The organism is Acidobacteriota bacterium, assembly GCA_022562055.1.
Lineage (GTDB): Bacteria > Actinomycetota > Acidimicrobiia > Spongiisociales > UBA5794 > BMS3BBIN02.
Genome location: JADFQA010000030.1, coordinates 13,666 through 40,481 on the forward strand (window position 1 = coordinate 13,666; position 26,816 = coordinate 40,481).

At 60.6% G+C, this 26,816-nt stretch carries 29 protein-coding genes and 1 pseudogene; 14 read left to right on the top strand and 16 right to left on the bottom strand.

Going from position 1 to position 26,816, the window contains the following annotated elements:
- Positions 1-257 precede the first annotated feature (257 nt).
- Together IIC71_11030 and IIC71_11035 are read left to right on the top strand one after the other, a co-directional pair.
- Entirely contained in the window at positions 258-1,250 is a 993-nt protein-coding gene (locus IIC71_11030; GenBank protein ID MCH7669712.1) for an ABC transporter ATP-binding protein, read from the top strand.
- Positions 1,234-2,007 (top strand): ABC transporter permease, encoded by a 774-nt coding sequence (locus tag IIC71_11035; GenBank protein ID MCH7669713.1) that lies wholly within the window; start codon positions 1,234-1,236, stop codon positions 2,005-2,007. The genes IIC71_11030 and IIC71_11035 overlap by 17 nt, the downstream gene beginning before the upstream one ends.
- A 22-nt stretch (positions 2,008-2,029) precedes the next feature.
- On the opposite strand, the gene IIC71_11040 is transcribed toward IIC71_11035, so the two are convergent.
- Genes IIC71_11040 through IIC71_11050 form a run of 3 tightly spaced genes read right to left on the bottom strand, consistent with a single transcriptional unit; the run spans position 2,030 to position 3,970 of the window.
- Complete coding sequence (locus IIC71_11040; GenBank protein MCH7669714.1) at positions 2,030-3,259, bottom strand: MFS transporter; 1,230 nt, start codon at positions 3,257-3,259, stop codon at positions 2,030-2,032.
- Positions 3,252-3,776: a helix-turn-helix transcriptional regulator gene (locus IIC71_11045; protein ID MCH7669715.1), complete on the bottom strand. Its 525-nt coding sequence runs from the start codon at positions 3,774-3,776 to the stop codon at positions 3,252-3,254. The genes IIC71_11040 and IIC71_11045 overlap by 8 nt, the downstream gene beginning before the upstream one ends.
- Positions 3,755-3,970 carry a hypothetical protein gene (locus tag IIC71_11050; protein ID MCH7669716.1) on the bottom strand — a complete coding sequence of 72 codons (216 nt, stop codon included), beginning with the start codon at positions 3,968-3,970 and terminating at the stop codon, positions 3,755-3,757. Before IIC71_11050 ends, IIC71_11045 begins: the two co-directional genes overlap by 22 nt.
- Before the next feature lie 249 nt (positions 3,971-4,219).
- Between IIC71_11050 and IIC71_11055 the strand changes: the two genes are divergently transcribed.
- The 3 genes from IIC71_11055 to IIC71_11065 all read left to right on the top strand — a co-directional run bounded on the left by IIC71_11055 (position 4,220) and on the right by IIC71_11065 (position 7,616).
- Complete coding sequence (locus IIC71_11055) at positions 4,220-5,596, top strand: radical SAM protein (protein ID MCH7669717.1); 1,377 nt, start codon at positions 4,220-4,222, stop codon at positions 5,594-5,596.
- 239 nt (positions 5,597-5,835) lie between these two features.
- The gene (locus IIC71_11060; protein MCH7669718.1) at positions 5,836-6,846 is read left to right on the top strand and encodes a hypothetical protein; all 1,011 of its coding nucleotides are present in this window, start codon (positions 5,836-5,838) and stop codon (positions 6,844-6,846) included.
- A 152-nt stretch (positions 6,847-6,998) separates the two neighbouring features.
- Positions 6,999-7,616, top strand: coding sequence for a LysE family translocator (locus IIC71_11065; GenBank protein MCH7669719.1), 618 nt, complete (start codon positions 6,999-7,001; stop codon positions 7,614-7,616).
- Between the two features lie 41 nt (positions 7,617-7,657).
- On the opposite strand, the gene IIC71_11070 is transcribed toward IIC71_11065, so the two are convergent.
- Positions 7,658-8,200 carry a DinB family protein gene (locus IIC71_11070; protein ID MCH7669720.1) on the bottom strand — a complete coding sequence of 181 codons (543 nt, stop codon included), beginning with the start codon at positions 8,198-8,200 and terminating at the stop codon, positions 7,658-7,660.
- 78 nt (positions 8,201-8,278) lie between these two features.
- Positions 8,279-9,151, bottom strand: coding sequence for a GNAT family N-acetyltransferase (locus IIC71_11075; GenBank protein ID MCH7669721.1), 873 nt, complete (start codon positions 9,149-9,151; stop codon positions 8,279-8,281).
- A 149-nt stretch (positions 9,152-9,300) separates the two neighbouring features.
- Here IIC71_11075 and IIC71_11080 point away from each other — a divergent pair, with 149 nt between their 5' ends.
- From IIC71_11080 to IIC71_11100, 5 genes are all read left to right on the top strand, one after another.
- Positions 9,301-10,434 carry a Fic family protein gene (locus tag IIC71_11080; GenBank protein ID MCH7669722.1) on the top strand — a complete coding sequence of 378 codons (1,134 nt, stop codon included), beginning with the start codon at positions 9,301-9,303 and terminating at the stop codon, positions 10,432-10,434.
- A 144-nt stretch (positions 10,435-10,578) separates the two neighbouring features.
- Positions 10,579-11,982, top strand: a complete 1,404-nt coding sequence (locus IIC71_11085) for an ATP-grasp domain-containing protein (GenBank protein ID MCH7669723.1) — start codon at positions 10,579-10,581, stop codon at positions 11,980-11,982.
- Positions 11,983-12,328: 346 nt separating this feature from the next.
- On the top strand, positions 12,329-12,862 hold the full coding sequence (gene hpt / locus IIC71_11090; protein ID MCH7669724.1) for a hypoxanthine phosphoribosyltransferase: 534 nt from the start codon (positions 12,329-12,331) through the stop codon (positions 12,860-12,862).
- Between the two features lie 135 nt (positions 12,863-12,997).
- Complete coding sequence (locus IIC71_11095; protein MCH7669725.1) at positions 12,998-13,750, top strand: siderophore-interacting protein; 753 nt, start codon at positions 12,998-13,000, stop codon at positions 13,748-13,750.
- A 59-nt stretch (positions 13,751-13,809) separates the two neighbouring features.
- On the top strand, positions 13,810-14,421 hold the full coding sequence (locus tag IIC71_11100) for a YdeI/OmpD-associated family protein (GenBank protein ID MCH7669726.1): 612 nt from the start codon (positions 13,810-13,812) through the stop codon (positions 14,419-14,421).
- On the opposite strand, the gene IIC71_11105 is transcribed toward IIC71_11100, so the two are convergent.
- Both IIC71_11105 and IIC71_11110 read right to left on the bottom strand, forming a co-directional pair.
- Complete coding sequence (locus IIC71_11105) at positions 14,415-14,909, bottom strand: YdeI/OmpD-associated family protein (GenBank protein ID MCH7669727.1); 495 nt, start codon at positions 14,907-14,909, stop codon at positions 14,415-14,417. The two genes, IIC71_11100 and IIC71_11105, sit on opposite strands and share 7 nt — an antisense overlap.
- A 206-nt stretch (positions 14,910-15,115) precedes the next feature.
- Complete coding sequence (locus IIC71_11110; protein ID MCH7669728.1) at positions 15,116-15,385, bottom strand: hypothetical protein; 270 nt, start codon at positions 15,383-15,385, stop codon at positions 15,116-15,118.
- A 102-nt stretch (positions 15,386-15,487) separates the two neighbouring features.
- Here IIC71_11110 and IIC71_11115 point away from each other — a divergent pair, with 102 nt between their 5' ends.
- Entirely contained in the window at positions 15,488-15,862 is a 375-nt protein-coding gene (locus IIC71_11115; GenBank protein MCH7669729.1) for a winged helix-turn-helix transcriptional regulator, read from the top strand.
- Positions 15,863-15,917: 55 nt separating this feature from the next.
- Entirely contained in the window at positions 15,918-17,564 is a 1,647-nt protein-coding gene (gene merA, locus IIC71_11120; protein MCH7669730.1) for a mercury(II) reductase, read from the top strand.
- A gap of 306 nt (positions 17,565-17,870) precedes the next feature.
- Here merA and IIC71_11125 read toward each other — a convergent pair whose 3' ends face one another.
- The 4 genes from IIC71_11125 to IIC71_11140 form a co-directional block, all read right to left on the bottom strand.
- Positions 17,871-20,252, bottom strand: coding sequence for a cation-translocating P-type ATPase (locus tag IIC71_11125; protein ID MCH7669731.1), 2,382 nt, complete (start codon positions 20,250-20,252; stop codon positions 17,871-17,873).
- 79 nt (positions 20,253-20,331) lie between these two features.
- Entirely contained in the window at positions 20,332-20,547 is a 216-nt protein-coding gene (locus IIC71_11130; GenBank protein ID MCH7669732.1) for a heavy-metal-associated domain-containing protein, read from the bottom strand.
- 49 nt (positions 20,548-20,596) lie between these two features.
- Positions 20,597-21,007: a heavy metal-responsive transcriptional regulator gene (locus IIC71_11135; GenBank protein MCH7669733.1), complete on the bottom strand. Its 411-nt coding sequence runs from the start codon at positions 21,005-21,007 to the stop codon at positions 20,597-20,599.
- Entirely contained in the window at positions 21,007-21,219 is a 213-nt protein-coding gene (locus IIC71_11140) for a heavy-metal-associated domain-containing protein (protein ID MCH7669734.1), read from the bottom strand. Before IIC71_11140 ends, IIC71_11135 begins: the two co-directional genes overlap by 1 nt.
- 281 nt (positions 21,220-21,500) lie before the next feature.
- Here IIC71_11140 and IIC71_11145 point away from each other — a divergent pair, with 281 nt between their 5' ends.
- Together IIC71_11145 and IIC71_11150 are read left to right on the top strand one after the other, a co-directional pair.
- Entirely contained in the window at positions 21,501-21,878 is a 378-nt protein-coding gene (locus IIC71_11145) for a nucleotidyltransferase domain-containing protein (protein MCH7669735.1), read from the top strand.
- A gap of 173 nt (positions 21,879-22,051) precedes the next feature.
- Positions 22,052-22,204: a hypothetical protein gene (locus tag IIC71_11150; GenBank protein ID MCH7669736.1), complete on the top strand. Its 153-nt coding sequence runs from the start codon at positions 22,052-22,054 to the stop codon at positions 22,202-22,204.
- Between the two features lie 466 nt (positions 22,205-22,670).
- Here IIC71_11150 and IIC71_11155 read toward each other — a convergent pair whose 3' ends face one another.
- The 5 genes and pseudogenes from IIC71_11155 to IIC71_11175 form a co-directional block, all read right to left on the bottom strand.
- A complete protein-coding gene (locus IIC71_11155; protein ID MCH7669737.1) occupies positions 22,671-23,450 on the bottom strand; it encodes a nucleotidyl transferase AbiEii/AbiGii toxin family protein in 780 nt (259 codons plus the stop codon).
- Positions 23,447-24,265, bottom strand: coding sequence for a type IV toxin-antitoxin system AbiEi family antitoxin (locus IIC71_11160; protein MCH7669738.1), 819 nt, complete (start codon positions 24,263-24,265; stop codon positions 23,447-23,449). The genes IIC71_11155 and IIC71_11160 overlap by 4 nt, the downstream gene beginning before the upstream one ends.
- Positions 24,262-24,612, bottom strand: a complete 351-nt coding sequence (locus tag IIC71_11165) for a hypothetical protein (GenBank protein ID MCH7669739.1) — start codon at positions 24,610-24,612, stop codon at positions 24,262-24,264. The genes IIC71_11160 and IIC71_11165 overlap by 4 nt, the downstream gene beginning before the upstream one ends.
- A 232-nt stretch (positions 24,613-24,844) precedes the next feature.
- A complete protein-coding gene (locus tag IIC71_11170; protein ID MCH7669740.1) occupies positions 24,845-25,366 on the bottom strand; it encodes an NUDIX hydrolase in 522 nt (173 codons plus the stop codon).
- Positions 25,296-26,045, bottom strand: a pseudogene (locus tag IIC71_11175) (metallophosphoesterase family protein). The gene IIC71_11170 and the pseudogene IIC71_11175 overlap by 71 nt, the downstream one beginning before the upstream one ends.
- Positions 26,046-26,816: the final 771 nt, after the last annotated feature.

Below are 26,816 nucleotides of genomic sequence, written 5' to 3' on the forward strand. Positions count from 1 at the left end.
GACAGATCGACAACATGTGTCACCGAATTCCTGTCGGCACAAACCATGCATCGTCGTTGCTCCTCCTCCCGCAGTCGCTCGGCGAATTGCGCGAGCGACCTGCGTCCCGAACATAACCCAGTTGCCACTGGCAGCTCCGGGCATACGTTCTAAGCATATGATGTAAGCTACAACACTTACACTGTACATTAGCATTTGCTATGCCCCCCCAAAGGACTTGCTGAGGGAGCAATACAACCCGCAACCACGAGGGGATCATGCAACAATCAACAAACTCAGAGACAGGTCGCAACACCCCTCCCGACACGGTGCAACCGATTCTCGTGGTGAAGGATCTGCGCAAGTCCTACGGGCCGCTGCATGCGCTGCAAGGCATCGACCTCGAACTGCAACCCGGAGACTTGGTTGGATTGCTGGGTCCAAATGGAGCTGGAAAGACAACCCTCATCTCGATCATCTGCGGCCTAAGACGCGCGGACAGCGGATCAGTCTTCGTCAAAGGAGTCGACGTACGAGCCCACCCACAACGCGCGCGCCGATTCATCGGGCTGGCTCCCCAGGAGCTTGGCATCTACCCGATCGTAACTGTGCGTCAGAACCTTGAGCTCTTCGGTAAATTGACGGGCATGTCAAAGCAGAGGCTCGCCACCCAGGTCGAAGCGGTCGCCGTCGCGCTCGGGCTCGACGATCTCATGGACCGCAAGGCTGGCGAGATGTCGGGTGGACAAAAACGCCGCTTACACACAGCGATCGCGCTGCTCGATGACCCGCCCCTCATCCTCCTCGACGAAGCTACTACCGGGTCCGATGTCGAGACCAGAGCGGCCCTCATCATCTTGGTGAAGGATCTGGCCAGCAGAGGCTCGGCGGTGATCTATTCGACCCACTACCTCGGTGAGATCGAAGACCTCGATGCTGCGGTCGTGATTCTCGACCAAGGAAAAATCATCGCCACCGGTTCGGTCGCCGAACTCGTCGCCCGCGGCGGCGAGACCGTCGTCGAACTCACGTTTGACGGTTCGCCGCCGACCTCGCTTGACGGATTCTCAGTGACTGTCGATGGACCCGTGCTGAGGGTGACAACGGACAACCCAGCACAGTCGGTAGCACCGATCCTATCCACCCTCGGCCCTGATGCGGCGCGGCTTCAGGGGGTCGAGATCATCAAACCGAGCCTTGAGACCGCATACCTGGCCATTACCGGCCAAAGATTCGAAGTAGGAGAAGAACTCGATGTCGCTTCAGCGTAGTTGGGCCCTGTTCAGGCATGAGACGCGGATTACATTCGCGGACCCAGGCGTGTTGGTCTTTCTCATCTTCATGCCAGTGCTGTTTACGATGGTGATGAAACCGCTGTTTCAACTTTCGCTGAATGCCGAGGGGTTCTCCAACGCCTCGGGAGCCGAGCAAGCAGTACCCGGAATGGCGGCAATGTTCGCCGGATTCTCCGCTGCCTTTGCCGGCTTCACATTCTTCCGCGAGCATGGCTGGGCAACGTGGGATCGGCTCCGGGCAAGCTCTGCAACCACCCTAGACATTATGGTCGGCAAGTTGGCGCCACCATTCGTGATCACCACGGTCCAGATCTTCACCTTGTTTGGCGTGGGTGTGATCCTCCTTGACCTCAACATCTCAGGTTCGCTCGTCGGCCTCGCGGTGGTCGTAGTCGCCTTTGCGATGAGCATGCTGTCGTTTGGTCTCGCCATCACCGCGCTCAGCCGGACGTCGCTCCAGCTCAACACCTACGCCAACCTCGGGGCGATTGTATTTGCAGTGATCGGTGGCGCCATGGTGCCCACTTCGGTGCTCCCAAGCTGGGTTCAGACGCTCGGACATTTCACGCCAACGTTCTGGGCGATGGATGGCTTGCTCGGCGTCGTCCTCGACGGAGACGGTGTAGTCGACGTGGTCAGGCCGACGCTGATACTGCTCTTGTTCACTGCGGGGTTCGCAGCAATCGCGGCGCTCAAATTCAGGGTTGAAGAGACCAAGATCTTCTACGGATAACCCGTTCTGACAAGCCAAAGAGCTACGACGCACCAGCCTGCACGCTGGACTCGGCAGATAGAGCGCGACCCGATACCACAATCAGCGCCGCGGCCACAACAAACAGGGCAGAGAGAAGCATGAACGGCGACTGGTACGCACCGGTGCTGTCCCTCATTACGCCGACCAGGATGGGCCCGGTCGCGGCGACCAGGACGACCGCGGTCCATTGGGTACCCATGATGCGCCCATACGTCGGGCCCGAGTACCAATCCGCCATGACCATTGCGCGCAGCGGTAGCAACGCTCCGAACGCGAGGCCGAACAGAAAGAAGTGGCCGATCATCTGCCACGATGGCGCGTCTTTCACCATCAACACGACACTTACCGCAACGATCAGCGAAATTGCTGCCTGGATCCAAGTGGCACCAAATCGTTCGGCAAGCCGAGGGGCCATCCATCGGCCGGGCAGGCTCATCGCGGACGCAGCGGCCGCCCACAACGCAACCGTTCCAAGCGAGTACCCAATTTCCTGGAACCGCGCCACACGGTGGGCAATGACACCCTGAGTTGCTAGGAGTATCAGCATCTGCGCGAGGGTGAACAACACAAATCGACGCTCGCGGACGAACGCCAGACTCACCGCGTTCGTTTGAGACCCAAGTTTGGAGGAAGGCCCTGTCCCGCGCCCCGACGGCAGCGCAAAAGTCGCGGTCAGACTGCCCACGATCAGCAAAAGAAGCCCCAACCCCCTAACCGCCGAACGCCAGCCGAACACCGATACGAGCTGCGCGACCAGCGGAATGAACACAATGCCGGCCAGACCACCAATCAGTGTGATCGTTGCAAGCGTCCGGGCGCGGTTGACCGGCACGGACCATTGTTCAATCGCGACGTACACCGGCTCGTAGTAGATCATCGCTTGAGCAGGTCCGAGGAAGATCCACCACATCGCCATGAGGTGCCAAGGTTGGTTCGCGAGCGAGAAGCCGACCAGCCCGACGCTTCCGAGAACAGCGCCAACACCGATGATCGTTCGGACACCATGCCTGTCGGCGAAACGCCCGACGGGGAGGGCAAAGAGGCCTCCCACGAATACCGATCCCCCGTACGCGAGAGAAAGTGCAGTTTTGGAGAACTCTCCACCGGCTGCGCTGTCGGTGGCGTAAACCGAGAACCCGTACAGGATCACGCCGAACCCGACCATCACAGTCACAGACAGCGGCACCACCCACCGACGGCCAGGGTAAGTTGTGCCCAAGTGATCAATCATGCGCCACCGTACCACCCCGCGGGACGGGCCTTTGCTCTCGTCGCGGGGTGCCACCCGGCGATCGACTGGTGATGCCGGTGACACGTTTGAAGGCCCGACTGAACGCTGCCTTGGAGTCGTAACCGACCTGGGCTGCTGTGGAAGCCACGGTCGTGTCACCATTTCGGAGGAGTTCGAATGCGACGTGCATGCGCCACCGTGTCACGTACAGCATGACTGGTTCGCCAACGAGTTCGGTGAACCGCCCAGAGAACGCCGAGCGGGACATAGCGGCCTCGTCTGCGAGCGCGGGGACACACCAGTCTCGGGCTGGGGCTGAGTGAATGCTCGCAATGGCCGTACCAACCCGTTCGTCACGCAACGCGCCTCGCCAGCCCGTTTGTGCTGCGGGGTCTTGCTCGATCCAGGGACGGATCGCCTGCATGACGATGATATCGCACAGTCGACTGATGACGACCTCGCTGCCCGGGTGCACATACCTGGTTTCCTCGGCGATCAGTTCAAGGATGGCTTGCATCCAGTCGGCTCGGCGGGAATGTCAACTTGATTTGGCCCACCGCGCTCGTCTGATTTGGCCCCACCTGTCGGGTGTGTGGTGACGGAGAGTGTCATTTTCTCGCAGATTGCCGATTCGAGCGCCAGGGTCACCTCCTCAGGGCGGTCCGGGTCGACGAGTTGAATACGGACCTGGGTGAGGAAGTCGAGACTCATGTAGCGTCGGGCAACAGCGCACTCGAACTCCTAGGTCAAGGGTGTTCTTGTAGCCGAGGAGCCGATTTCCAAAGTACCGGACCGAGATAGGGCATGGCCGACCCTTTGAGAAGGACATGCTAAATCCTCGATAGGCCGTCCGGTCGTCCCTAATTCGGTCACTAGGCTGACCACAGCCGCACCGATCCACCCATCGTCTGCCAAGGTGGAAGCGGAAAACACCCACTTTTCTACTGCCGCCAAGGATTCATGTCAGCCAACGTTGTACTTATCTCCACCTACGAGCTGGGCCGACAACCGTTTGGTCTCGCTTCGCCTGCGGCGTGGCTAAAGGCGGCCGGGGCCAATGTGACCCTTCAGGATCTCGCCTTGTGCCAGCTTGATCTGAAATCTGTGCGTGAGGCGGATCTGGTCGGATTCTATGTGCCGATGCACACGGCTACTCGTTTGGCAGAGGAAGTGCTGGCTCGGGTTAGACAAGTCAACGAGAGCGCCCACATCTGCTTCTTCGGACTCTATGCCCCCATGAATGAGAAGCATCTTCGCACGTTGGGTGCAGACACCGTGTTAGGCGGAGAGTTCGAAAAGGGCCTAGTGGATGTTTATCTGAGCGTCGTCGGCGAGCACCCTCAACCCTATGCACAAACGGTGCCGAGCATCTCGCTCAGCCGCCAGAAGTTCATGGTTCCTGACCGGACGGGTCTCCCAGAACTTGACCAATACGCTCGCCTACAGGTGTCACCTGAGGTGTCCCGTATTGTCGGGTATACCGAAGCTTCGCGGGGCTGCAAACACCTTTGTCGACATTGTCCCGTGGTTCCGGTGTACAACGGCCGTTTCATAATTGTGCAACCAAAAGTTGTTCTCGAGGACGTGCGCCGTCAGGTTGATGCGGGCGCGGAGCACATCACGTTTGGCGACCCAGACTTCTTCAACGGCCCCCAGCATTCGCTACGAATTGTTCGTCGTCTGCACGAAGAGTTCCCAGAACTCTCCTACGACGTCACAATCAAGGTCGAGCACCTACTCGAACACTCCGGACTCCTGCCGACCCTCAAAGAGACCGGTTGCGTTTTGATAACCAGCGCAGTCGAGTCGTTCGATGACCACATCCTCGAGAAATTCGACAAGCATCACACAATGGAGGACTTCAAAGCGGTCCTACACGCACTACAGGAAGTCGATCTCGCATTGAACCCAACGTTTGTGACCTTTACCCCCTGGACGACCGCAATTGGATACACCCAATTCCTGCAGACGCTTGCCCTCCTCAACCTGGTAGAGCACGTTTCTCCGGTGCAGTACGCCATACGGCTCCTAATACCTGCCGGCAGCAAGCTGCTGGAACTGGATGAGATCACGGATCTAGTGTCGGACTTTGATGACAAAGCGCTGTTGTACCCGTGGAAAAACCCGGACCCTGCAATGGACCTTCTCTACCGACAGGTCCTCACGATCGTAGAACAGAACCAAGCAGCCAAACGCAGCCGGAGAGACATCTTCAGCGAAATTTGGACAGCTGTGCATGCCCGGCACGGTGACCCCGATTCGTCAGGAGAGCCTCCGCTCGACGACGTCCGGCCAATGGCGGACATTCCGTACCTGACTGAACCATGGTACTGCTGAGCTGAACCCACCCAAGAGCAGTTCGCTCTTATCTAGACCAAAATCGACACGGAAGAATAACCAAGGACGAGAGGGTCTCGAACGACCCGTGCCGATCCTCCCGAGAACGAAGTGCAGTGCTGACCACGCTCATTGAATCCGCCCCCTCCTGTCAAGCTGAGCAACACTGACCAGGCACATGAGTCGTGCGGACTCAGTACTCTGATGGTTCGTTGCGCTCGGTTCGAAAGGCGGCACCTGTGACTATTGCGGATCCGCGGAGTTCGGAGTGGGTGGATTCGTGGTGCATTGAGCACCTCGGGTCAACCGCTGAGGAGCGGATCCACGAGTCGCAGGGCATGTCATCGGTCGTAGGGGTTCGGCTTCGCGATGGCCGTGAGGTCGCCATCAAGATGCGATCCGACGACAGCGGCAGGGCAGCGACCTGCGTGGCCATTCAGGATGAACTCGCGGCTGGCGGGTTCGTGTGTCCTGCGCCCGTCTCTCCCGTCGTTGTCACCGCTGGGGTTACTGTGCACGCTGAGGAGTGGGTCCCAGGTGGCGAGATGTTGCGCGACTCAGGGACGCACCACGCCAAACTGTCGGGAAGTTTGCTCGCCGACTTGATGACACGTCTCGAGTCGATCACGGTTGCTGAACCGCCGGTGCCAAACCCGGTTTGGGTGCAGTGGGACTATGACGGTGGCGGCTTGTTCCCACCCAACTTTGAGGAGATCGACAGGCGAGCTGAGTTGATGCCTCTCCCGCAGTGGCTCACGGATGTCGCAGTTCGAGTCCGGAACCGGATGAGTCGTGCAACGGCACTACCACGGGTACTTGGTCACGCTGACTGGGAGGCACAGAACATGCGATGGATGGGTAGCCGGCCTCATGTCGTTCACGACTGGGACAGCCTTTCCTGTTTACCAGAGGCCGCGGTTGTCGGAGCTGCATCGGGTGCGTTCGCCAGCGAAGAAACGCCCACCCTTGCCCCAGTCGAGAGTACCGAAGCCTTCCTAAAGGCCTACCAAACAGCTCGGGGTCGCCGCTTCGACTCGACCGAGGTCGAGGTTACGTGGGCGACGAGCCTTTTCCCCGCAGTACACAATGCGAGAGGCGAGTTCCTGTTCGACTCACCCAAGGTTGCTTGGAAGGCCCTGAGTGAACAGCTCGCTGTCCGTCTTGATCTGGCGGGGCATAGACCAAGACCCTCTGGCGATGGCTCCGGCGCCCGTGGGCGTACGCCATGCATCGGGGCCCCGTCACCATGACATCAACGTTAGGCGAACCGGACGGCTGGGATATCGACAGTCCTGTTCGAGGGTAATGCAGATACCGCCACACGACCGCTGGCGGCGTGTAGGACAGAAACATCCGCTAGGTTGACGTCGCAAAGCGACCGGAAAAGGAGCGGGGTACAGGGGTGTCTGCAGAGTTCTTGGTGACATCGCTAGTTGTCGTGCTGATTCCGGGAACCGGAGTCGTGTATACGGTATCCAGCGCGATCAGCGGCGGACTACGGCGCGGTATGTTCGCGGCGATTGGGTGCACACTTGGGATCGTTCCGCACATGCTGGCGGCGATGGTTGGCCTGTCGGGCGTCATGAATGCGGGAGCAGTCGCCTTTGAGGTTGTGCGCTGGACAGGTGTTGCCTATCTCGCGTACATGGGTGTCTCGATGATTCGTGACGGAGGTGCGTTGCGACTCGATGACGACTCGATTGTTGCAGATGAACCGATGGGCCGAGTTGTTCGGCGCGGAATCCTGCTGAACCTCCTCAACCCAAAACTGACGGTCTTCTTCTTTGCGTTCCTTCCTCAATTCCTCGATTCTCCGCCGAGCCTCCTTGACGCTCGCCTTGTCGGCTTCGGCGGGATCTTCATGGTCATTACGCTGATCGTGTTCATGGGATACGCACGCGCAAGTGTGGCTGTCCGAGACAACGTGCTCGCAAGGCCGCGAACCCTTCGATGGGTACAGCGGTCGCTTGGCGCGCTCCTAGTCGGCTTCGCGGCGCGACTCGCCATCGCGGACATATGAACGCTGCATCCACGTGCGGTCGCGTCCACACCGCTGGTCGGCTAACCGTCGGCCTGCCACCGGTATAAGTCGCGTAACAGAGCAATCTCGGCACCATGGTGGACAAGTTCGTTCCCACTGTGGAGGGCCAAATCGACCATCGAATGATGGGCCCACGGACCCCAATCCGGACCCAACTCGTCCCACCACCGATCACGGCTCGAAATCGCGGCACGGTAGTTCCGCCAACTATCGGACAGGGCGGAGGCGGCCTCATCAGCGTCAAGGGACCAAGTCGCATCCGGCTCAACATCGCGACCGTCGCCAAGGACACGACGCGTGTAGTCGGCGAAACAGTCGACGGAGAGATGCCACATGCGCCACGCAATCGTCGTCACTGGTGCCGGTTCGACGTCACGGTCTCCAGCTCCATCCACGCTGACCGAACCGTCGTCTCTCTTGCGCACCGACCACATGTCGTCCACTGGCTCCCAGAGATACTCCGCTTGAGTGACGCCCTTGAGGCGTGAGAAAAGCTGGGCAACCATGGAGTCGATGGAGTCGAGGACAACAACAGAAACGTCAGTTGCGGGTCGACTCACCATGGAACCAATTCAAGCACGGATGGGGTGACGAGGCCAGCAATAGGGCGGCGTCAAACCCGACGCCCAGCACCTCTGCGTTCAGCTTTCCTGACGTTGGAGGACGTACAGAGAGGTCGTCATCGCTGGAACGAAGCCTGCACCCAAGTAGAGCGACCGGGATGCAGCGTTGCCTTGCTGGTAGGCGATTTTGATGCGGGTGGCCCCTGCATCGACAAGTCTGTTGATGCCTGACGTCAGGATGTGCCTGGCGAGTCCTCGCCGTTGGTGGGACTCTTCCGTTCTCATGGGTTCCACAAGCCCCACGTTGGTACTGGGGTCGTACCAGAACAACCCATAAGCGACAGGCTCCCCCGTGCTGTCAACGATGACTAAGTCAAGATCTTTGCGGTAGAGCGAGGTCTGCCCCAGCCGTTCCGCAACTTGAGCACCATTGCGGCCCACCATGTGGTGGGGACTATCCGGTAATCCGGCCCGGCTCGCCAAGGAGTATCCAGTTGATAGGCTCGACACGTCCGGGCGAGCCTCGGCGGACATCCAGGCAGTGGCATCCTGGCCCGGCCTCGGTGCAAAACCCGCGTCGGTGAGCAACGAGGCCATGAACGTGTCCTGGTCGTCAACCAGGATCTCTACAGTCGAAACGACTCCGTCGAGTATCGCAAGACCACGCCGAGAAACCTCACGGACAAGATCGACAGAAGGCAGAACGATAACGTCGAGCGCGAACGTTCCGCCCCAGTCGGTGACCACAGCAGCCGCAACCGGCGAGTCCGATGTGTCAAACCAAAACGGTTGGTTCCAGCTATCCGTGTCGCGAGGCTTGCGCCACCACCATTGGAAGTCGGCCGCTTCCCAGAGCCCAGCCGTTGGCTGCTCGCTGCGCGCTCTCTGGAGCAAGGTGGTCACCGCGTCGAGATATGCCAAACCCGACAGCGTGCGTAGGTCGAAGCCCATCCCCACAATCTAGACAGGCCAACCAAGGCACCGGGTTGGGGGACGCAACCGCGGAGGTTGGCGCGGCTTGCGGTACACGGGCCTTTGTCTTGGCAAATACCCTTGATTTAGCAAGATATTCATATATTATCTTGTTAAAAGGATGGACTGTGTCAAGACGAACGTGGACGGACCCGCTCGGTTACACCTACGAATACGAGCCGTATGCAGCGGAGCTGATCGCCGAACTCGACATCGCCCCGTCTGAGCGAGCCACGCTTGCGATTGCAGAGGCTTCCAGAGCTTTGGGCACAGTACCGTTCCTACCCGGAGCTGGCATCGCCTCAGTGCTGTACCGCTCAGAGTCGAGCGCATCGTCGATCATTGAAGACATTCGAGTCGGTCCCCGGCGAATTCTCGAGGCAGAAGCGGCACGTGCCGACGAGATCCGAGACCCCATTGCAGAGCGCATCGTCGGGAATCTCGAGGGACTACGCGACGCATTCGCAACGCCACTCCCCGGCGGGGCCGCCGACTATCTGCGGTGGCACCGACTCCTTATGGAAAACCACCCGCGACTAAAGGCAAAAGACATCGGCGTGTTCCGAGACGAGCAGAATTGGATAGGTGGAAGCGCCTCAGGACCGCGGCGCGCCGCATTCATTCCCCCACCGCCAGAACACGTCGTTCCACTAATCGAGGATCTCTCGATGTACATGGCCCGCACTGACGTGGCCCCGGTCGTCCAGGCCGTGGTTGCACATGCCCGGTTCGAAGTGATCCACCCCTTCGTTGACGGAAACGGACGAGTCGGCAGGATGCTCTTGCAGCACGTCCTGGCCGGCCGGATACACATTCCGGCACCTGTGCCGGTATCAATCCCATGGAGTCGAAACACCGATCGCTACATCGACGGACTGCGGTCCTTCCAACAAGGCGACATTGATCGGTGGATCGAGTTCGCTGCAACATCGATCGTCGAAGCAGTTGAGTGGATGCACACCGTCGATCAACGCTTGGCATCGTTGATGGCTTCCTTGAAAGACAGGTCGAGAGCACGCGGCGATTCGGTTGCGTCGCGAGTAATCCAAGATCTACCCGACCACCCGCTCGTCGACGCCGACACTGTCGCAGTCCGGTACGGAGTCACCCGCCAAGCAGCCCACGAAGCTCTCACGCGGTTGAGCGAGGACGGTGTGCTCGGGGCACGGTCGTTCTCGCGCCGCACAAAAGCAGGCCGCCCGCGACGGATGTTCTCAAGCCTCGAGCTGGTCAACCTGCTGAACGAAATCGTCACGGGTTAGCTCGGCACGACGTCGGACAACACCCGGCGTGGATCGGACCGCCGAGTAACTCGCGAACTCGCCCCGCACTCCGTCGGGTTTAGCGGAGCGTCTGCGTCTACGCAGACGACAGAGGCGATGCGGGACCTGAGTTAGTAATCTCCCATGATGGGAACCGATTACTACCCCGAGGTACTGAAACCTTTGTACGCAGGTCGCAGGTGGATCATCTGCGACGACGTCGTCGCCGGTGCCATTGCTCTAGCGCAACGCCTCGTCGACGCAGGTGCAAAGGCCGTGATGGTGATCGCTGGCAGCGAGGGAACGGGATCCCATCCTTTGGACGACGTCGAAGTCTTCCTAACGGGCGCGACCGGGAAAACCATGATGGACGTAGTCAGGGCAGTCGCTGCCGCGATCACAACACCATCTCGGGAACTGCGGGCAGCCGTCGACGTGTTCGACCCGACGGGCGAAGCGATGGTCCTTTCCAACTACCTCGTCCCGACAGGCGAGGTGTGTGGGCGAAACGCGTACGGTGCGAGCCGACCAGAGTGGAAATCTCTCGAAGACAAACTGATCATCGACGACCTGTGGGACCGCGCCGGAGTGGTGCGGTCCCCCTCGGTCATCCTCAAGGTTGAGCGGGAGGCCGAGGTGCGCACAGCTCTGCGAGACGTGGCGAGCGCCGATGGCGCGGTGCTCGTGGCTGACAACACCGAGGGTTGGCACGGAGGTGGCGAGTACACCCGCTACCTCGCACCGGGTGCCGATCTGTCCCCCACATTGAGTTTCTTCGCCGAACACTCACGCCGCGTCAGGATCATGCCGTTCTTGAGGGGTGTCCCCTGTTCGATCCACGGCCTCGTGACCACCGACGTGGTGCTCGTCTTCCGTCCTGCCGAAATGCTCGTATACCGCCGAGCCGGCTCTGACGAGTTCGTCTACACGGGGATGAACACGGTGTGGGATCCGCCCCCAGCGGTGCGGGACCAGATGCGCGACGTGGCGCGATCGGTGGGGGCTTTGATTCGTAGTGAGGTGGGCTATCTGGGTGCGTTTGGCATCGACGGCGTGTTTACCGCCGAGGGCTTCTTCCCCACCGAACTCAACCCGCGCCTGACGGGTGGTCTCGGAATGCAGGCAGAAGCAGCGGGGCAGTACCCAATGGGAGATATCGATCGCGCCGTGGTTGCGGGTCTCGACGTTGATCTCCGGCTCGCCGACCTCGAGCGCGAAATCGTCGCGGGGGCTGACGCAAGCCGTTCCGGCCGTTGGCTACGACCCATCACCCATCTCTCGGCCACCGAAACAACCGAACAGCCGATTGCCTACGACGGCTCGTCTTGGCAACCGGTAGACGAAGACGATGCGACTGCCATCATGTCCTTCGGACCGTCGCCGCAGGGCGCGTTGGTGTTCGTAAAGCTGACGGAGAACCACGGGCTGGCGTCTGCGGACTCCATTGCCAAGATCGCAGCTGCCTCATTCGCAGTGTCGGACGAGCTGTGGGGCACCCGGATCGGAGACCTCATCCCCGGAACCGCACCCCCAACCGAGATGCGCTAAACCGCCTTCGATCCACCACAGGACGGTCGATACGCAACCTGGTAGCGACGAAGCGTTGTGGTGTTTCTTCAATGATCTAACCGTCGGAGGGGATGATTCCTTCCTTGCGTTCGATCAGCGACTCGAACTACGCAGGGATGCGCTCGGGGGTTGCGAGCCGCTCCACCGACCGCTCGCGGTGGACCACGAGTTGATCGGAGACCAGCTCGGGGTCGTCAAATTGGAGAACCGCATCGACCTCGTCACGCGGCATGTCGTGTGCGTGTACCGGGGGGACACAACACCGTGGACGGCAGCAGAGGCACGCAATGCGACTACAGCGCCCCACTCCGCTACCGTCAGACCCGTGAGCATACCTCCGACGCTGTTCTCCGAAGAAGAGATTGCAAGCCGGGTCGCTGCAATCGCCACCGAGATCGACGACGCGTACGCCGACGCTGGCCTGCTCGTACTGATCGGCGTCCTCAAGGGTTCCTTCATCTTCCTCGCCGACCTGGCGAGGAAGCTCACCATCCCGCACCGGATCGAGTTCATTGCAGTGTCGAGCTACGGGACCCGCGCAAGCGAAACGGCCGACTCCGTCCGTTTGCTGATGGACGTCCGCCACCCCATCGTCGGGGAACATGTTCTGCTGGTGGAGGACATCGTCGACACCGGCCACACTATTGCCTACCTGAAACGCCTCCTCGGAGCACGCGACCCAGCTTCGCTCAAGACCTGCACACTGCTCCACAAACCCGACCGAACCGAGGAAGAAGTGGAGCTCGACTTCCTGGGATTCACAATCCCGGATGTGTGGGTTGTCGGGTACGGCCTCGATTTCGCGGAGCGATACCGGACGCTCCCCTACATCGGCGAACTCCCACCCGAGATGCGCTAAACCACCTTCGATCCACCACTGGACAAGGACCTCGACGAGGACGCTGCGTTTGTGACCAGCCGTGCAACGTTGTGTTGGGAAGTGGGTCCGGCTGCAAGGACGACTGCTCGGCTGCAGGCCCGTTAGGGTCGGCACATGAATCAATCACGCATCCGACGCGAGCCACCGCCGTTTCGAGTCGTTCAACTGCGTGCAACTGAGGACGTTTCCCCACACATGCGGCGGATGATCTTCGGTGGACCCGGGCTTGTAGGTTTCCGCCTCGACGAGCCCGCAGCGAGTGTCCGCCTTCTCCTTCCCACTGACGGGAGCCTGGTCATACCGGATTGGAACGGCAACGAGTTCCTACTCAAGGATGGCAGCCGGCCCATCATTCGTACGTTCACGCCCCGTCGGTTCGATCCACAGTCGCTCGAACTTCACCTCGACGTGGTGCTCCACGCCACGGGAGCAGCGTCGGCATGGGCAAAAACGTCAGGCATCGGTGACGAGGCCGCCATCTCGGGACCGGGGCGGGGCTACAAGATCGACACAGATGCCCCCGCATTCCTCCTCGCCGGCGACGAGACCGCAATCCCTGCCATCTGCCAACTCCTCGAACACCTGCCGCACGTCCCGATCGTTGTACACCTCGCCATCACACATCGTGACGCATCAGTCGATCTGCACCGAGAAGTAGACGTTACCTGGCATCTCACGCCCCAACACTCGACGCCGGACACCACCCTGGTGGATGCCATCCGCACCACCGACATCGTCCCCGGCACGCGCATCTGGGCGGCCGGTGAAGCCGCTGCAATGCATCGGATCCGGAAACACCTGTTCGACGAGCGGGGAATCCCCCGTTCTCAAGCAACCGTACGCGGCTACTGGAAACGCACGAGTTGACCTCGTCGCACAACCCGTCCAAGGACAACGTCTCCGGTTGTCACACCTAGATAGGTGTGATGCAAGTTCCGCTATCTTTGGGTTCTCGCGCTGACCGACGGAGAAATGTTGTGAAGATCGGGGAGACTCTCGACATCGACAATCGAACGGCGTGGCGACGATGGCTAAATGCGCATTGGCGATCCGAGGACGAGATTTGGATCGTGTACCACCGCGCCCACACCGGGGTACCCAGAATCGCGTACAACGATGCTGTCGAAGAAGCACTCTGCTTCGGCTGGATCGACAGCATCGTGCGAACGATCGACGACGACGCCTATGCGCAACGATTCACTCCCCGCTCCGCAACGAGCTCCTTTTCACAAACAAACAGGGAGCGTTTGAGGCGCCTGCTCGAACAGGGCACATTGATGCCGGAAGTCGAAGCAGCGGTTGCCGATGTGCTAGCTGAGCCCTTCGTGACGCCACCAGACATCGAAGCCGCGCTTCGAGCGGACGCCAGCATGTGGAAGAACCTCACCCGGTACTCCGATGCATATCAACGAATCGGGATTGCGTATGTAGAGACCGGCCGGCGCCGACCTGACGAGTTCGAAAAACGGCTGGCAAACCTGCTCCGCAAGACCGCTGCAGACACCCAATTCGGGTTCGGTATCGAGACTTACTACTGACCTGAAAGGAGCCATGGACGCGCCGCTAAGGCTTCCACCGACGCGTAAGCGTCTGGCTGGTCTGGGAGATCACTCACCACGCGTCTTATCGCCGCAATCCGTTCCGATGGGAGCTCCTCACTCACCAACCATTGGTGCTCCCACGGGTCGGATCGCCCTGGGCGGGGTACGCAAACACTCTGTCCGGGCTCAACGTTTTGTGTTGTTCCCCTTCCATCGCACCTTTGGTGGTGTGGACGCGATATGAAGGGTCGGCTGTGCGCCGACGATGGGTGGTCCATCTTCATGTAGATGCCGCCTTTCCTGAGCTCGTCAAGCATCTGGTCCAATCGCTTTTGACGGGCCTCGGCCTTCTTCTTTCTTTCGATCCAGTCGAGATAGTCATTCTCTTGATAATCAGGTCGCCGCTCATACGTGTCCATCAGACCCTCGTCAACGAGAGCCTGGAGCAGATCATCTGGCGTCCCTTGGCGAACTCTGCGGAACATCAAGTAGAACCTACCACTGCGTCACCGCAGGCTCGGGTGGCAGAACTGATCGATGTTGGGTTCCGTTTTCTGAGCGCCCAAGCGGTCGAGCCAGACCTGCCCTGGGTGTCCGCCGGCAAGAAGTCGCTGTTCGTCTTGCTATGCAACGACTCGAAGCGACGCCAATGTCGGGGCCGGATCGTTGTCGGCACGATTACTCGCGCCGCTCACGCCCCGTGTCTCGTCTGGGGCGGCTGGATATCGCAAGTTGCTACGACGCGATTGGCACGCCAATACACGACTCTGGCAGTGAGCAACACGAAGGGGAAGAGGAACCACGGGTTGACGAGGAACGCCGCAAGAGCGCCAAGGCCGAGACCGGCCGCGATGAACCCTCCGCCGCAGCAGAATGCCAGGGCGAGCGCACCCGTCGCGCCAGCAGCAGCCGTGCCGGCACCAGTCCGCTGCTCGGTTCTCTTTGAGGTCTCGTCCAACATCGGAATGCGCTCCGTCGGTGATGGGTTGTATCACTATAGCATTTGCTTAACACAATATGTCGCTTATAGTTGTACTCAGCCATCCAGAAGGACGGAGACACCATGGGGCGCCCAGCGATAGTCGAACCGATACCGATCCCACTCGAAAACGATGAGCTCGTTGCCCGCATCTTTCGTGGACTCGGTGATGCGACACGCGTCCGCATCCTTCGACTTCTGCTCGACGGGCCGAGGTCCCAGAAGGACATCGTCGAAGCTGTGGGACTATCACAAGGGAGGGTCTCGCAACATCTCTCCTGCTTGGTGTGGTGCGGATATGTCGAGAGCACCAAACAAGGCCGCTTCGTCGAGTATCAGATCACCAACGTTCGCGTTGCCGCCCTGCTGGATCTCGGCAACGGGTTTCTCGACTCCACCGCCGGCGACATTAGTTCCTGCCGAATTATCGACACCGACAATCCCCTACACAGCGAATGATTCCCCTTTCCAAATATGTACCCGACGTTGAAGATCAACAGAAGCGGAGTAGCCAATGAGCACGAAAATCACCCTCGATGTCAAAGGAATGACATGTGACAGCTGCGAACGCCACGTTGGCGACGCACTGACGAGCGCCGGATTGACCGACCTTACGGTTGATTGGCGTCGCGGGGTCGCTGCTGGCACCGACACAGGGTCGTTCGATGTCGCGAAAGCAACTGAAGCGTTGGAGGGATCCAACTACGCGATCGTCTCGGTAGCAATACCGGACGATGAACCTGCAACCTCAGACGCTACTGACGGTCACGACTACGACCTATTGATTCTCGGGTCAGGTTCCGCCGCTTTCGCGGCTGCGATCAAGGCGAAGGATCTCGGTGCGACTGTCGCGATCGTCGAGAAAGGAACCATCGGCGGCACCTGTGTGAACATCGGCTGTGTGCCGTCAAAGGCGTTGTTGCGTCCCGCAGAGTTGTATCACCAAGCCGGCCACTCCCCCTTTGCTGGAGTCGAGACCTCCTCGGGAGATATTGACATGAGTGCCCTTATTGCTTCTAAGGACGAACTCGTGGGTGTCCTCCGCCAGGAGAAGTACGCCAATCTGCTGGACGTCTACGGCATCGACCTCATCCAGGGCACCGCGAGGTTCACGGGCCCGAGCAGTGTCGAGGTCGACGGACAACCAGTCACAGCTGGCCGCTACCTCATCTCGACGGGAGCCTCATCGTGGGTGCCACCCATCGACGGTCTCGACGACACCGGGTACCTCACCTCCACAACGGCTCTTGAGCTGACGGAACTCCCTGAGGAACTGATCGTCGTGGGTGCCAATGCGATTGGTCTCGAAATCGGTCAGCTGTTCGCCCACCTCGGATCACGAGTCACTTGGATCGAGGCACTTGACCGGATTGCACCATTTGAGGAACCCGAGATCTCTGAAATCATGCGCAACCACCTGACACAAGAGGGTGCAAAAATCTATGAAGGCGCCACAGTCAAGCGCGCGGGTAAGGATGGCAAACGTGTGTGGCTCGAGATTGTACTCGGAGACTCGCCGATCCGCCTCGAAGCGGACCAGCTCCTAATGGCCACTGGCCGCCGAGCTAACACGGCCAGTCTCGGTCTCGACGTCGCAAACGTCGAGACCGATCCCCGTGGTGCAGTCATCGTCGATGCCAGCCTTGCGACGTCGAACCCGGCCGTGTGGGCATCCGGTGATGTCACCACGATGCCACAGTTCGTCTACGTGGCAGCAGCATCAGGCAACATCGCAGCCGAAAACGCGCTACGTGGCGCTGGACGCACGATCGATCTTCGTACGATGCCGCGGGTCACCTTCACCACACCGACAATCGCCTCAGTCGGCCTCACCGAAGACGCCGCACGCAACGCAGGACACCCGGTCGTGACATCCATCCTGCCCCTCGACACCGTACCACGGGCACTCGTAAACCACGACACAACAGGAGTCGTGAAGCTCATCGCCGACGAATCCACAGGAGAGCTCTTAGGCGCCCATGTCCTCGCCGAAGGAGCAGGTGACGTCATCCAGGCCGCAGTCGTGGCGATGAACTACCATGCAACGGTCGATGAGATCGCTGCTATGTTCCACCCATATCTCACCATGGCGGAAGCGCTCAAGCTCGCCGCACAAACTTTCGACAAGGACGTCAAGACCCTCTCGTGCTGTGCCGCATGAGCCCGAGATAGCACGAGGCCCGACCGCTCGAGTCGCAATGACAAAGGAAGGAGAGAATATGTGCAGATTCATGGTCCCCCGCGTCGCTCACTGCAGCGATGGGTGCAAGCCGACGTCCTGAGCACGACTTCAAACTGCTCACACCCTCGCTCGGGGGCCAGCTGGACAATCCAACTGGCCCCCGAGCGGATTGGTAGGCCGTTGCTGTGCATCACGACACAGACTCGATTCGGTCTGGAGACTTTCGGTGCTCTGATCCTCGACAGGACACCACTCGCAACAGATCTGATCAGCCAACGTAGAGCGTCAAGTCCACCAGATGCCGGCGAGAAGCGTGGCGGTCGTGATAGCGATCGAGAGTTTTGCCCAGGACGCGACCGTACGTCCGTCGATGCGTTCGACGAAATAGCCGCGTGGGTTCGTGGTGACGGTTCGGCCGTCTTCGACTGCGTCCGCCTCGTCAGCATTCTGGTGATGGGCGTCTTGGGTGACCGATGTGTATCGGGTGTTGAGGGTCTCGCCTCGTAGGAGTCGGCCGCCGAAGGAGTTGGCGAGCACCGCGGTGACCGATGAGATCATGGCGATCATTGCCCACACCGGACTGACAAGTCCGGTGATTGCGGCGACGACACCGACGCCGTTGAAGGCGAACGCAAGCGCCAGGTTCTGTTTGGTCTTGCGGTAGGAGGACACACCGATCTCGTGGGCGTCCATGACTGCGCCGAGGCGGTCGCTCATGATGACGATGTCCGCCGAGTCGATTGCGATGTCGGTTCCGGCACCGATGGCGATGCCGATGTCGGCCTGGGTAAGCGCGGGGGCGTCGTTGATGCCGTCACCGACCATCATCACGCGTGTCTCGTCCTGCTGGAGCCGACGAATTTCGGCAGCCTTTTCATCTGGGAGCACCTCAGCAAGGACCTCGTCGATACCAACCCGCGACGCGACGCTGTGTGCGGTGCGTTGATTGTCGCCCGAGAGCATCACGGGCGTGATGCCGGCGTCCTTGATGCGCTGGATGGTTCGGGCGGCGTCTTCTTTGATGGTATCGGCGATCGCGATCAGGCCGAGGAACACGTTGTTGCGCGCGACTGCGATTACCGTCTGGCCCTCTTCTTCGAGGTGCCGCCGGACGGTGTCGAGCGGTTCAACATCGACGCCCTGGTCGGCAAGCCATGCGTGCTTTCCGACAAGAACGGAGACACCTCCGAGGGTGGCTTCGACACCGCGCCCCGTGTGAGACTCAAACATTTCGGTGTCAACGAGGACGAGGTTACGTGATTCGGCCGCGTCTTCAATGGCTCGGGCCAGGGGGTGTTCGCTGTTCATCTCAACTGCGGCCGCAACTGCAAGCAGCTCGTATTCGGCGATGTCCTCGGTCGGCGTGATGCTTTGGACAGTAGGTTCACCCCTCGTGATCGTGCCTGTCTTGTCGAGGACGATCACCGCAACGTCACCCATTACTTGAAACGCCTCACCGGACCGCATCAGGATCCCGCGTAGGGCAGCTTCTCCCCCGCCGCGGATAGTGGCCAGCGGCGTCGCCATCCCTAACGCACAGGGATATCCCATCACCAAGCCGGCGAGTCCGGCGAGGAGCGCACGGTTCCAATCTGGACCGGCACCTGATAGCGCCGGGCCGATGGTCCAGATCAAGAATCCAGCCGCGGCGAGCGTGAGGACGGTGGGTGCGAAGTAGCGCAGTACGACATCGACGACCTGGAGGACACCGGGTCGCAGGCTGCGAGCCTCGTCGATCGAACGCGCAATCTGGGACAAGAACGCGTCGTCCCCAACTCGGGTTACCTCGACTACGAGGGTGCCGGTCTGGTTGATCGATCCACCGATCACCTCGTCGCCACTCACCTTCTCTGCGGGGATCGACTCGCCGGTCACGAGCGCTTCATCCACCGCCGAGACACCGTCGACAACGACACCGTCCACAGGGATCGACTCGCCGGGACGGATGCGAACCCGGTCGCCCGAGACAACGTCATCGATTGGGATCTCGACCTCCTGACCGTCGCGGATAACCCGCGCCGTGTCGGGACGCAAATCCATCAACCTGCGAACCGCCTGCGATGAACGGGTGCGCACGACCAACGACGCGTAGTGCGACAGGATGTGATAGGTCGTCACCAAGGTGGCGGCGGCGAAGAAATCCCCGACGGGGAAATCGTCCAGGACGAACAGCCCGAGGAACCCTCCTGCGATCCCGGCGAACGCGGCGAACTCCAGCAGCACGTGCTGGTTGAGGATGCCGCGGCGCAACGACGCCCACGCCATCTTCATGATGAACCAGCCCGTGACAAACATCGTGTTAAGTGCCAAGGCGAGCAGCAGCCACGGCATCAGGGGGATGTCGACAACGTCGAGCCACGTCCCGAACAGCATGATCAGCAGGCTCACCACTGTGAAGGCTCCGGCGACCGTCAGGCGAGTCCGTTCACGACGGACCTCCACCGCGTCATCGTCGAAGCTGCGTACCTTCTCGGGGTCGCGGTAGGTGTATCCCATGTCCTCGAGGGTGCGGCGTAGCTCGTCGGGAGTCACCTTATTGGGGTCGTACTTGACCAGCCCCTCTTCGTGAGCGAGGGACACGCCCACCTCGTAGACGCCGTCGATCCGTGCGTAGGCCTTGTCGATCGTCGAGGTGCAGAACGAGCAGGACATCCCGCCGATCTTCATCCTGAACGCGGCTTGACCGCTCGTGTCAGTTGCTTCGGTGTCCGTGGATTGGGTCGTCATGAATGTGATCCTTGTCGGCTCAGACGGCTTCGAAACCCGACTTGGCAATCTGGTCCCGGATGTCCTGCTCAGACACCCGGTCGGCGTCGAACCGCACCTCTACGTTGGCATCGTCGAAGCTGGCACGGGCGCGAATCACGCCGTCCAGGTTGCCGAGCGCCGCGGACAAGTTGTCTGAACATCCGCTGCAGTGGAAGCCCTGTACGGTGAGTGTCTTGGTTGTGGTGGTTGCCATGTCTTCATCACTTTCTTTTTGTCGTAACTGTTGTCGGTCGTGTCGAAACTCAATGCTTGGCACCGGCAGGTTGGAGGATGTGGCACACGCAGGGGTCATCCGAGCCGGTGTCGGGAAGCGTGCGAGCGGCCCGTTGCAGCTTGCGCAGCTCCGTCGAAAGAGCCTGCAACTGCTGGATGCGTCCTTCGACGGCATCGACCTGGCGGTCGAGTACCCTACGAACGTATTCACAGGGCGCCTCTCCCTGATCTCGGAGGCCAAGGATCTGACTTATGTCGGCGAGTCCGACGCCGAGGGTCCGTGCGAGGGTCACGAATCGGAGCCGCTCCACATCGCCCGTCCCGTACATCCGATACCCAGACGCGTTGCGCTCGGGTTCGGGAAGCACACCGATCGATTCGTAGTAGCGGATTGTCGACGTCTCGACATCGACCTCCGTCGCGAGCTCGCCGATCCTCATCAAGACACCACCTCGTATCCGAGGTTCTCAATCACGCCTCGGACCACATCGGTGCCCGAGTCCGCCGCGTCAATCCGCAACGTCACCAGACCGGCCTCGTGAGGCGCATATACTTCGTTGACGCTGGCGGCGGTGCTGAGAGCCGACGTAATCCGCCGCTCACATCCATCAAAAACCATTCCGCTGACGATCAATACCTGTCGCTCTGCCATCATCGACTCCATCATCAAACGCCGGCGGATTCGCGCCGACAAGCTGACCATATACCTTCAAGCCACTTGAAGGTCAAGAACATTCCCCTCATCTCCCGCCCAGTTGCCGCCGTCGCCTGTCTACGATCCGGTAGCCCATGTCCTCGATGGCTCGACGCAGGCCATACCGACCCACAGGTCATCCTCCCATCGGTGGCTTCATCGAGCTAGACACCGAACAACGACGGATCCACATCGTGTACTGAACTCACTGAAGGGCGCAGCCAAAGCGATTCGCACAGATCAACCTGCACCCGAGCGACATCGTCGCTGTCGGTGTCGTCGGTTCGAGGGCAAGAGGCACCCAACGAGACCACTCGGACGTCGATATTGTCGTTCTGACTACTCGCAAGACGGCATATACCGCCACCGATCATTGGGTCGAACAGGCCCTTGGGCAGCAAGCCCCGGCCGTTCGCCGCGCCGAGTGGGGACGACTATCCGAACGACGACTGCGACTTCCCTCGGGGTTCGAGGTCGACATGGGGTTCGTCGAACCATCGTGGGCAGCAACCGATCCCGTGGACCCCGGCGCCGCAGAGGTCGTGTCCAACCGTTCACTGCTACCGACCTACGACCCCGATGGGCTGCTCGCACAACTCGCAAGCACAGTTGCATAGCGACCCGCGCATGCCTCAAGTCTGTGCACCGAACACAACCGCGGCAACCGGCGACGCTTTTCGGACAAGTACTATGCACTCGGAGAGACCCGCCAGCTCACCGAGTCGGCTGTCGATCGAACGCCACCCAGCGCAGAGTGTCTGGCGGTCGCCGTCCACGTATAGTTGCCGCCATGTCAGTCACTTCCAATCGCGCTCGATTCTTCAATGTCCTCGACGACATGGTGCGAACACACGACGTCGTGGTGGATCGACCGAAGGGGCGCCCACATCCGAATATCGCCGAAGTCCTCGAGATCGGCTGTCTACTGGTACCCCGCAACTGACTCACGCACAATCGCCAAGAGCACCAGACCTACGAATCGTCTTGCGTTCTTCGACGCCTGACCGGCCACCAGATCTAAGCCAACGACAAGAGGTCGGTCGGCCTCAGTCACCGAATCCCCGACCCGATCAGCACCCACAGCAACCTTCCGAGTCCGACAATCGGCACCAACCTCAGCCGAGTCCGCGAACCCTTGGGAACCAAGGTATGGACGAAACGGGCGGTTCGTGCGTCCTCGTTCTCGTCCAGCACGCGACCGCCATCGCAGGTCGGATTTCGTGTGGTGGAAGTGCGGGAGTTCAACTGGCGACAGTCGGGGCGCGAGTTGCCTTCAGGGGCTTACGACCCGTTTTCGTCGCTGCGTAACAGTGCTCGCTACCCCGGGAATCTGCGGAATCGGCCTGGCGGATCCCGCCTGTGGACAACCCATCATTCCGCAGCACTCGCTAGAAGAATCGGATGTCCGCCTAATCGATGAGGGCGAGCACATCGGTGATTACGAGTCGAGCCGCGGCGTCGATGTCGTATTCCTCCGGCCAATCCGCGACCAGCGGACGAATGTCTTCGCGAAACGCCTTACGCGTCAGTTTCTCTCGCAGGTTTAGCTCAGCGCGGCGTCTGGTATACCTATCGGGGCGGTACGGAGCGAAGGCGTCGACGATGGAGGACGGTGTTACGCCGAGCTGGGTGATTGCTAGCCAGAGATCGAACAAGTCGCGCCCCTTCGATCGCTGGAACAAGGCTCGGATCTTCGTGGCCACCACCTCAGCGAGGGTGAACGTGAGAACCTCGGCGCTACCGCTGAACCAGGAGGACGTGACATCGAGCGGAATCCGAATGGGCGGGCTGGCCGGTGAGCGCTCGAATGTGTTGACCTCGATCTTGACCCGCATCGGACCTGCGCCCGCCTCATAGGAGGCTCGCAGAAACATCTTGGGGTGCTCGGTGAGCCTCGTCCGCACATCCATGCCGAGCCGGTGTCCGATCTGGCTAACCGCTCGGGTGAGTTCGCGGATACCACCGCCGGTGCTGCGGACGTAGTCGAGGTCCTCGCTGTAGCGGAGCGGGTGAGGTGCATGGAGTTTGTGCAAACAGGTGTCGCCACGGAATACCAGCTCGTCGCCGAGATAGTCATCGTTGGCGATCTCGATGATGAGCCGAGACAGCAGCAGGTCTTGCTCAATCTGCTCCACCGTCGGCCACGGCACGGTTCGGCCCCATTCCGTGATTGCCGCTTCGGGGATCACGACGACTCCTCGTCCGGATCCTCCGCAACCATGACGTTCCAGCGCAGATCGAGGACCCCGGAACGTCCGTGGCCGGGGTCCAGAAGAGTCGGCGTGGTCCGTGAGGCCGCAACGGGTACCAGTGGTTCGGTGTCGACCTCCACGTCGACTCGCTCGGCCATGTAGTCGAGGAGCCATCCGGTGCGCTGCACCACGGAGACCGGGTACTCGGAGGCGACCTCGGCGAGACGACTGACATCGAGTGCGCCGTCAGTCAGCATGTCGCCGATGATGGTCGCCACGTTGAACAAGGCCCCACTCGCATTGGGAAAGGAAACGAGATCGAGCACGGTGGCTTCCGACGTAGCGATACGCATCGTCCCGGTTGGGGTGTTGATAACGTCGGTAGGACGATGCGACGTGTACGCGGAGGTGATGAATTCGATTCGGACCCGCCCGAATGTCCGAGCACGAAGCCTTGCCGGCGTCATCACCTGGAAAACTTGAGGACGCTGATGGGAGAACCCGTGGATCTCGGCAGCCGATAGGAGGCAGACGTAGTAGTCGTGGCCAAGATGGCGCATCATTGGATCCACGAAGTGAGATGCAGGGATGGCACCCCAGGAGCGGAATTCGGGCGGGATAGCAACGTATAGTCCCGTCGTAGGGCTGAACAGATACCCGCGCCGCCGCGACTGAGCTAACGACGGTGCCACGTGGCGCACCGGGATTCCCAGTAGCTCGGCGGCCTCGGTCGTAGTCACCCAATGCCGGCCCCGAGCCAGCAACCAGTCAGCCAACTCGCGGGGTCCTGTCGGGGATGTCGTATCAGTCATGTACCAATTCTAATCAGAATCTTTAGATTAGGTACATAACCGGCAGCTAGGGCTGGCGGGTGTCCCGACAGGTCGCCGTCGGCACAGGACGGTGTCAGCGTCCGTCGGGTCTGGCGGATCATAACGAAAGACGTCTGCTCCTCAGACACGACCCGGATGCCGAGTCGCCCATAGGCTGAGGCGCTGAACTGTGAGCATCGACGTTGAGGGTCGCGCAAGGCAACGGGCCAATGAGTTTCTCGATAAAGCGTGGTACCGCCGCCCCAATTCTGGGCGTCGAGTTTGACGGCAACCGAGAGTTCCGGAGTCGTGACATCAACATACCCGTAGCCTCGGTCATCTCCCACGATCAGCCGCACCCACGCAGCAGCAATACTCTCGCCTGAGGCCCACGCTACGAGACCATCATCACCGCGGTGCGTTCCGAGTCAGAGCGCGCAACAGGCAACATCGGGGTTGTCGAGTACGGATCGTGGAAGCACCGCCTCGCCTGGGGAGACATACAGCGCCAGGTACCACATCTCGAAGCGGACGCCGCTTTGCCGAGAGTGGTCCTCACTTCCGAGACCGCGCCTACGACTACGAAGCGCTTGCGAGGGCACGCCTCAGCAGCTCGTGATAGCGCGCGTGGGCCAGCTCCAGCGTTTCAATGTCTGTGGCGGTGAACCAGCGAACCTCATCGTGTTCGTCCGGAGCCGCGTTCACAATCTTGCCGTGCCAGGAGTCGACGGTCCAGATCCAAAGCTCAAACCCGGCAACCCCGTCCCAGATCACGGTGTCCGGCTCTTTGGAGGGCATCGCCGCCCGAACGCCGAGTTCCTCTCCCAACTCACGCACGAGCGCCACCCGCGGATCCTCACCTTCGTCGACGTGACCTCCGGGCAGATCCCATACGTCTGGAAACCAGCGCCGATCAGACCGACGATGACAGAGAAGCACACAGTCACCTGCGCGGAGCAGCCCTGCAACGACATGATGTTCGATCACGTGGTCGACCCTACTTGACGCCCACCACAACCGCGGAATCGTGTCAGCGCCGAAGATCGACCCACCAGGCGCCGTGGGGCATCCCGCTCGCCCCGACCTGACGGGACAACACATCTCGATCGACGGGGACCTGACGAAGATCAACACACACCGCTGCACCGTCGGTGTCGATCAGCGCGTACTCGGCATGGTCGAGCACAGCCACATCACCCACATACCCGTAGTCTGCAAACGGCAACCCGACACTGCCCGGGTTGATGATCGTCTGGGTGCGGTGACGGCGAACCATCGACACATGAGTGTGCCCACCCGCCAGCAACCGCTCGCCCGCACCGTCGAGCATCTGATCGAGTTCGTCTGGTGGGGTATCGGCGGTGACGATGTCGGTGGCGGACTTGGGAGAGCCGTGGAAGCCGAGCATGCGGCCGGCATCGCCGAGATCAACGTCGATCGTCGCCGGCAGTTCGGAGAGAAACTGCCGGTGGTTGCTGGCGAGCTGCGCTGCGCACCAAAGGCTGATCTCAGCGATGCGCTGCGCAGATTCCGGTGCCCCGACCGATGCCGGATCGTGCCACCAGTCGGGAGCAGCCACCAGGTCGGCGTCCGTGTTGCCCATAACCACGGGGCAAGCAAGGTCGGCAATGCGATCTACCGCACCCGCCGGGTCGGGACCATTTGCCGCAACATCGCCCAGACACACGACCATGTCGACACCGCGCTGGTCCATGTCGCCAAGGACCGCATCAAGAGCCAACGTGTTACCGTGAATATCCGAAATCAACCCAACCCGCATACGTCATGATCCCACATGCGCCGAAAGCCTGCGTACACCCCTGGGCGCTCACCGAGTTAGCGTCCAATCTCGGGAAGGTACCCACCGGCGCCAACCGAGATTTCGCAATCGAACTAGCTGACGACGACACCAAGCTCGCCAAGCTGGCTAACAATAGAGGTGCCTGCGTCCCGACGTGATCGATGGTTCTTAGAAGATTCACGCCCCGCAGTCGGTGACAAGCGAGTATCTACGGTGGCGATGCGATGTCGATATGTACCTCGGGTTTCACAGTGACGACGGGTACGACACGTGGTATCGCGACAGCAGCGCACTGCAGCAACGCTCAATCCATGGGCGGATCGGCGTTGACGTTCCAGGGGGAGCATGACGGCTATTGGGGCGACGTGCAATGGCACACCGGCACTGCCTACGAGAGCGCTAGCTTCTGGTCGGGAAACTCCTATGGATACAGGGTGAACCTACGCTACGTCACGTCTGTCGGTAACGCGGTCGAGGGACAGTCGCTGGCTAGAAATGGAAAGACCACGACAAGGAATACGACAGTGTCTATCAGCTGAACCACTGCTCGTGGAACACGTGCCATCTCACCATGATGCACAACATGGAGGCAAGCGGTGGTGACAGTGGAGGTCTGGAGTTGCCCCCTCGGTCTCTAGTGGTCGTTGCATCATGGTTGGTGCTGTAGCAGCGATCTTGGAGGTGCTAAATGTCTGTGGACAGGGTGAGGGGTCAGAGGTTGACCCGGTCGGAACGGCTTGAGGTTCGGCG

Bases quoted from the DNA above. Each gene is read 5' to 3' on its own strand.
- IIC71_11030 (MCH7669712.1), top strand. From the start codon at position 258: ATGCAACAATCAACAAACTCAGAGACAGGTCGCAACACCCCTCCCGAC.
- IIC71_11035 (MCH7669713.1), top strand. From the start codon at position 1,234: ATGTCGCTTCAGCGTAGTTGGGCCCTGTTCAGGCATGAGACGCGGATT.
- IIC71_11040 (MCH7669714.1), bottom strand. From the start codon at position 3,259: ATGATTGATCACTTGGGCACAACTTACCCTGGCCGTCGGTGGGTGGTG.
- IIC71_11045 (MCH7669715.1), bottom strand. From the start codon at position 3,776: ATGCAAGCCATCCTTGAACTGATCGCCGAGGAAACCAGGTATGTGCAC.
- IIC71_11050 (MCH7669716.1), bottom strand. From the start codon at position 3,970: ATGAGTCTCGACTTCCTCACCCAGGTCCGTATTCAACTCGTCGACCCG.
- IIC71_11055 (MCH7669717.1), top strand. From the start codon at position 4,220: ATGTCAGCCAACGTTGTACTTATCTCCACCTACGAGCTGGGCCGACAA.
- IIC71_11070 (MCH7669720.1), bottom strand. From the start codon at position 8,200: ATGGTGAGTCGACCCGCAACTGACGTTTCTGTTGTTGTCCTCGACTCC.
- IIC71_11075 (MCH7669721.1), bottom strand. From the start codon at position 9,151: ATGGGCTTCGACCTACGCACGCTGTCGGGTTTGGCATATCTCGACGCG.
- IIC71_11085 (MCH7669723.1), top strand. From the start codon at position 10,579: ATGATGGGAACCGATTACTACCCCGAGGTACTGAAACCTTTGTACGCA.
- IIC71_11095 (MCH7669725.1), top strand. From the start codon at position 12,998: ATGAATCAATCACGCATCCGACGCGAGCCACCGCCGTTTCGAGTCGTT.
- IIC71_11100 (MCH7669726.1), top strand. From the start codon at position 13,810: ATGCAAGTTCCGCTATCTTTGGGTTCTCGCGCTGACCGACGGAGAAAT.
- IIC71_11105 (MCH7669727.1), bottom strand. From the start codon at position 14,909: ATGTTCCGCAGAGTTCGCCAAGGGACGCCAGATGATCTGCTCCAGGCT.
- IIC71_11110 (MCH7669728.1), bottom strand. From the start codon at position 15,385: ATGTTGGACGAGACCTCAAAGAGAACCGAGCAGCGGACTGGTGCCGGC.
- IIC71_11115 (MCH7669729.1), top strand. From the start codon at position 15,488: ATGGGGCGCCCAGCGATAGTCGAACCGATACCGATCCCACTCGAAAAC.
- merA (MCH7669730.1), top strand. From the start codon at position 15,918: ATGAGCACGAAAATCACCCTCGATGTCAAAGGAATGACATGTGACAGC.
- IIC71_11125 (MCH7669731.1), bottom strand. From the start codon at position 20,252: ATGAAGATCGGCGGGATGTCCTGCTCGTTCTGCACCTCGACGATCGAC.
- IIC71_11130 (MCH7669732.1), bottom strand. From the start codon at position 20,547: ATGGCAACCACCACAACCAAGACACTCACCGTACAGGGCTTCCACTGC.
- IIC71_11135 (MCH7669733.1), bottom strand. From the start codon at position 21,007: ATGAGGATCGGCGAGCTCGCGACGGAGGTCGATGTCGAGACGTCGACA.
- IIC71_11140 (MCH7669734.1), bottom strand. From the start codon at position 21,219: ATGGCAGAGCGACAGGTATTGATCGTCAGCGGAATGGTTTTTGATGGA.
- IIC71_11150 (MCH7669736.1), top strand. From the start codon at position 22,052: ATGTCAGTCACTTCCAATCGCGCTCGATTCTTCAATGTCCTCGACGAC.
- IIC71_11160 (MCH7669738.1), bottom strand. From the start codon at position 24,265: ATGACTGATACGACATCCCCGACAGGACCCCGCGAGTTGGCTGACTGG.
- IIC71_11170 (MCH7669740.1), bottom strand. From the start codon at position 25,366: ATGTGTTGTCCCGTCAGGTCGGGGCGAGCGGGATGCCCCACGGCGCCT.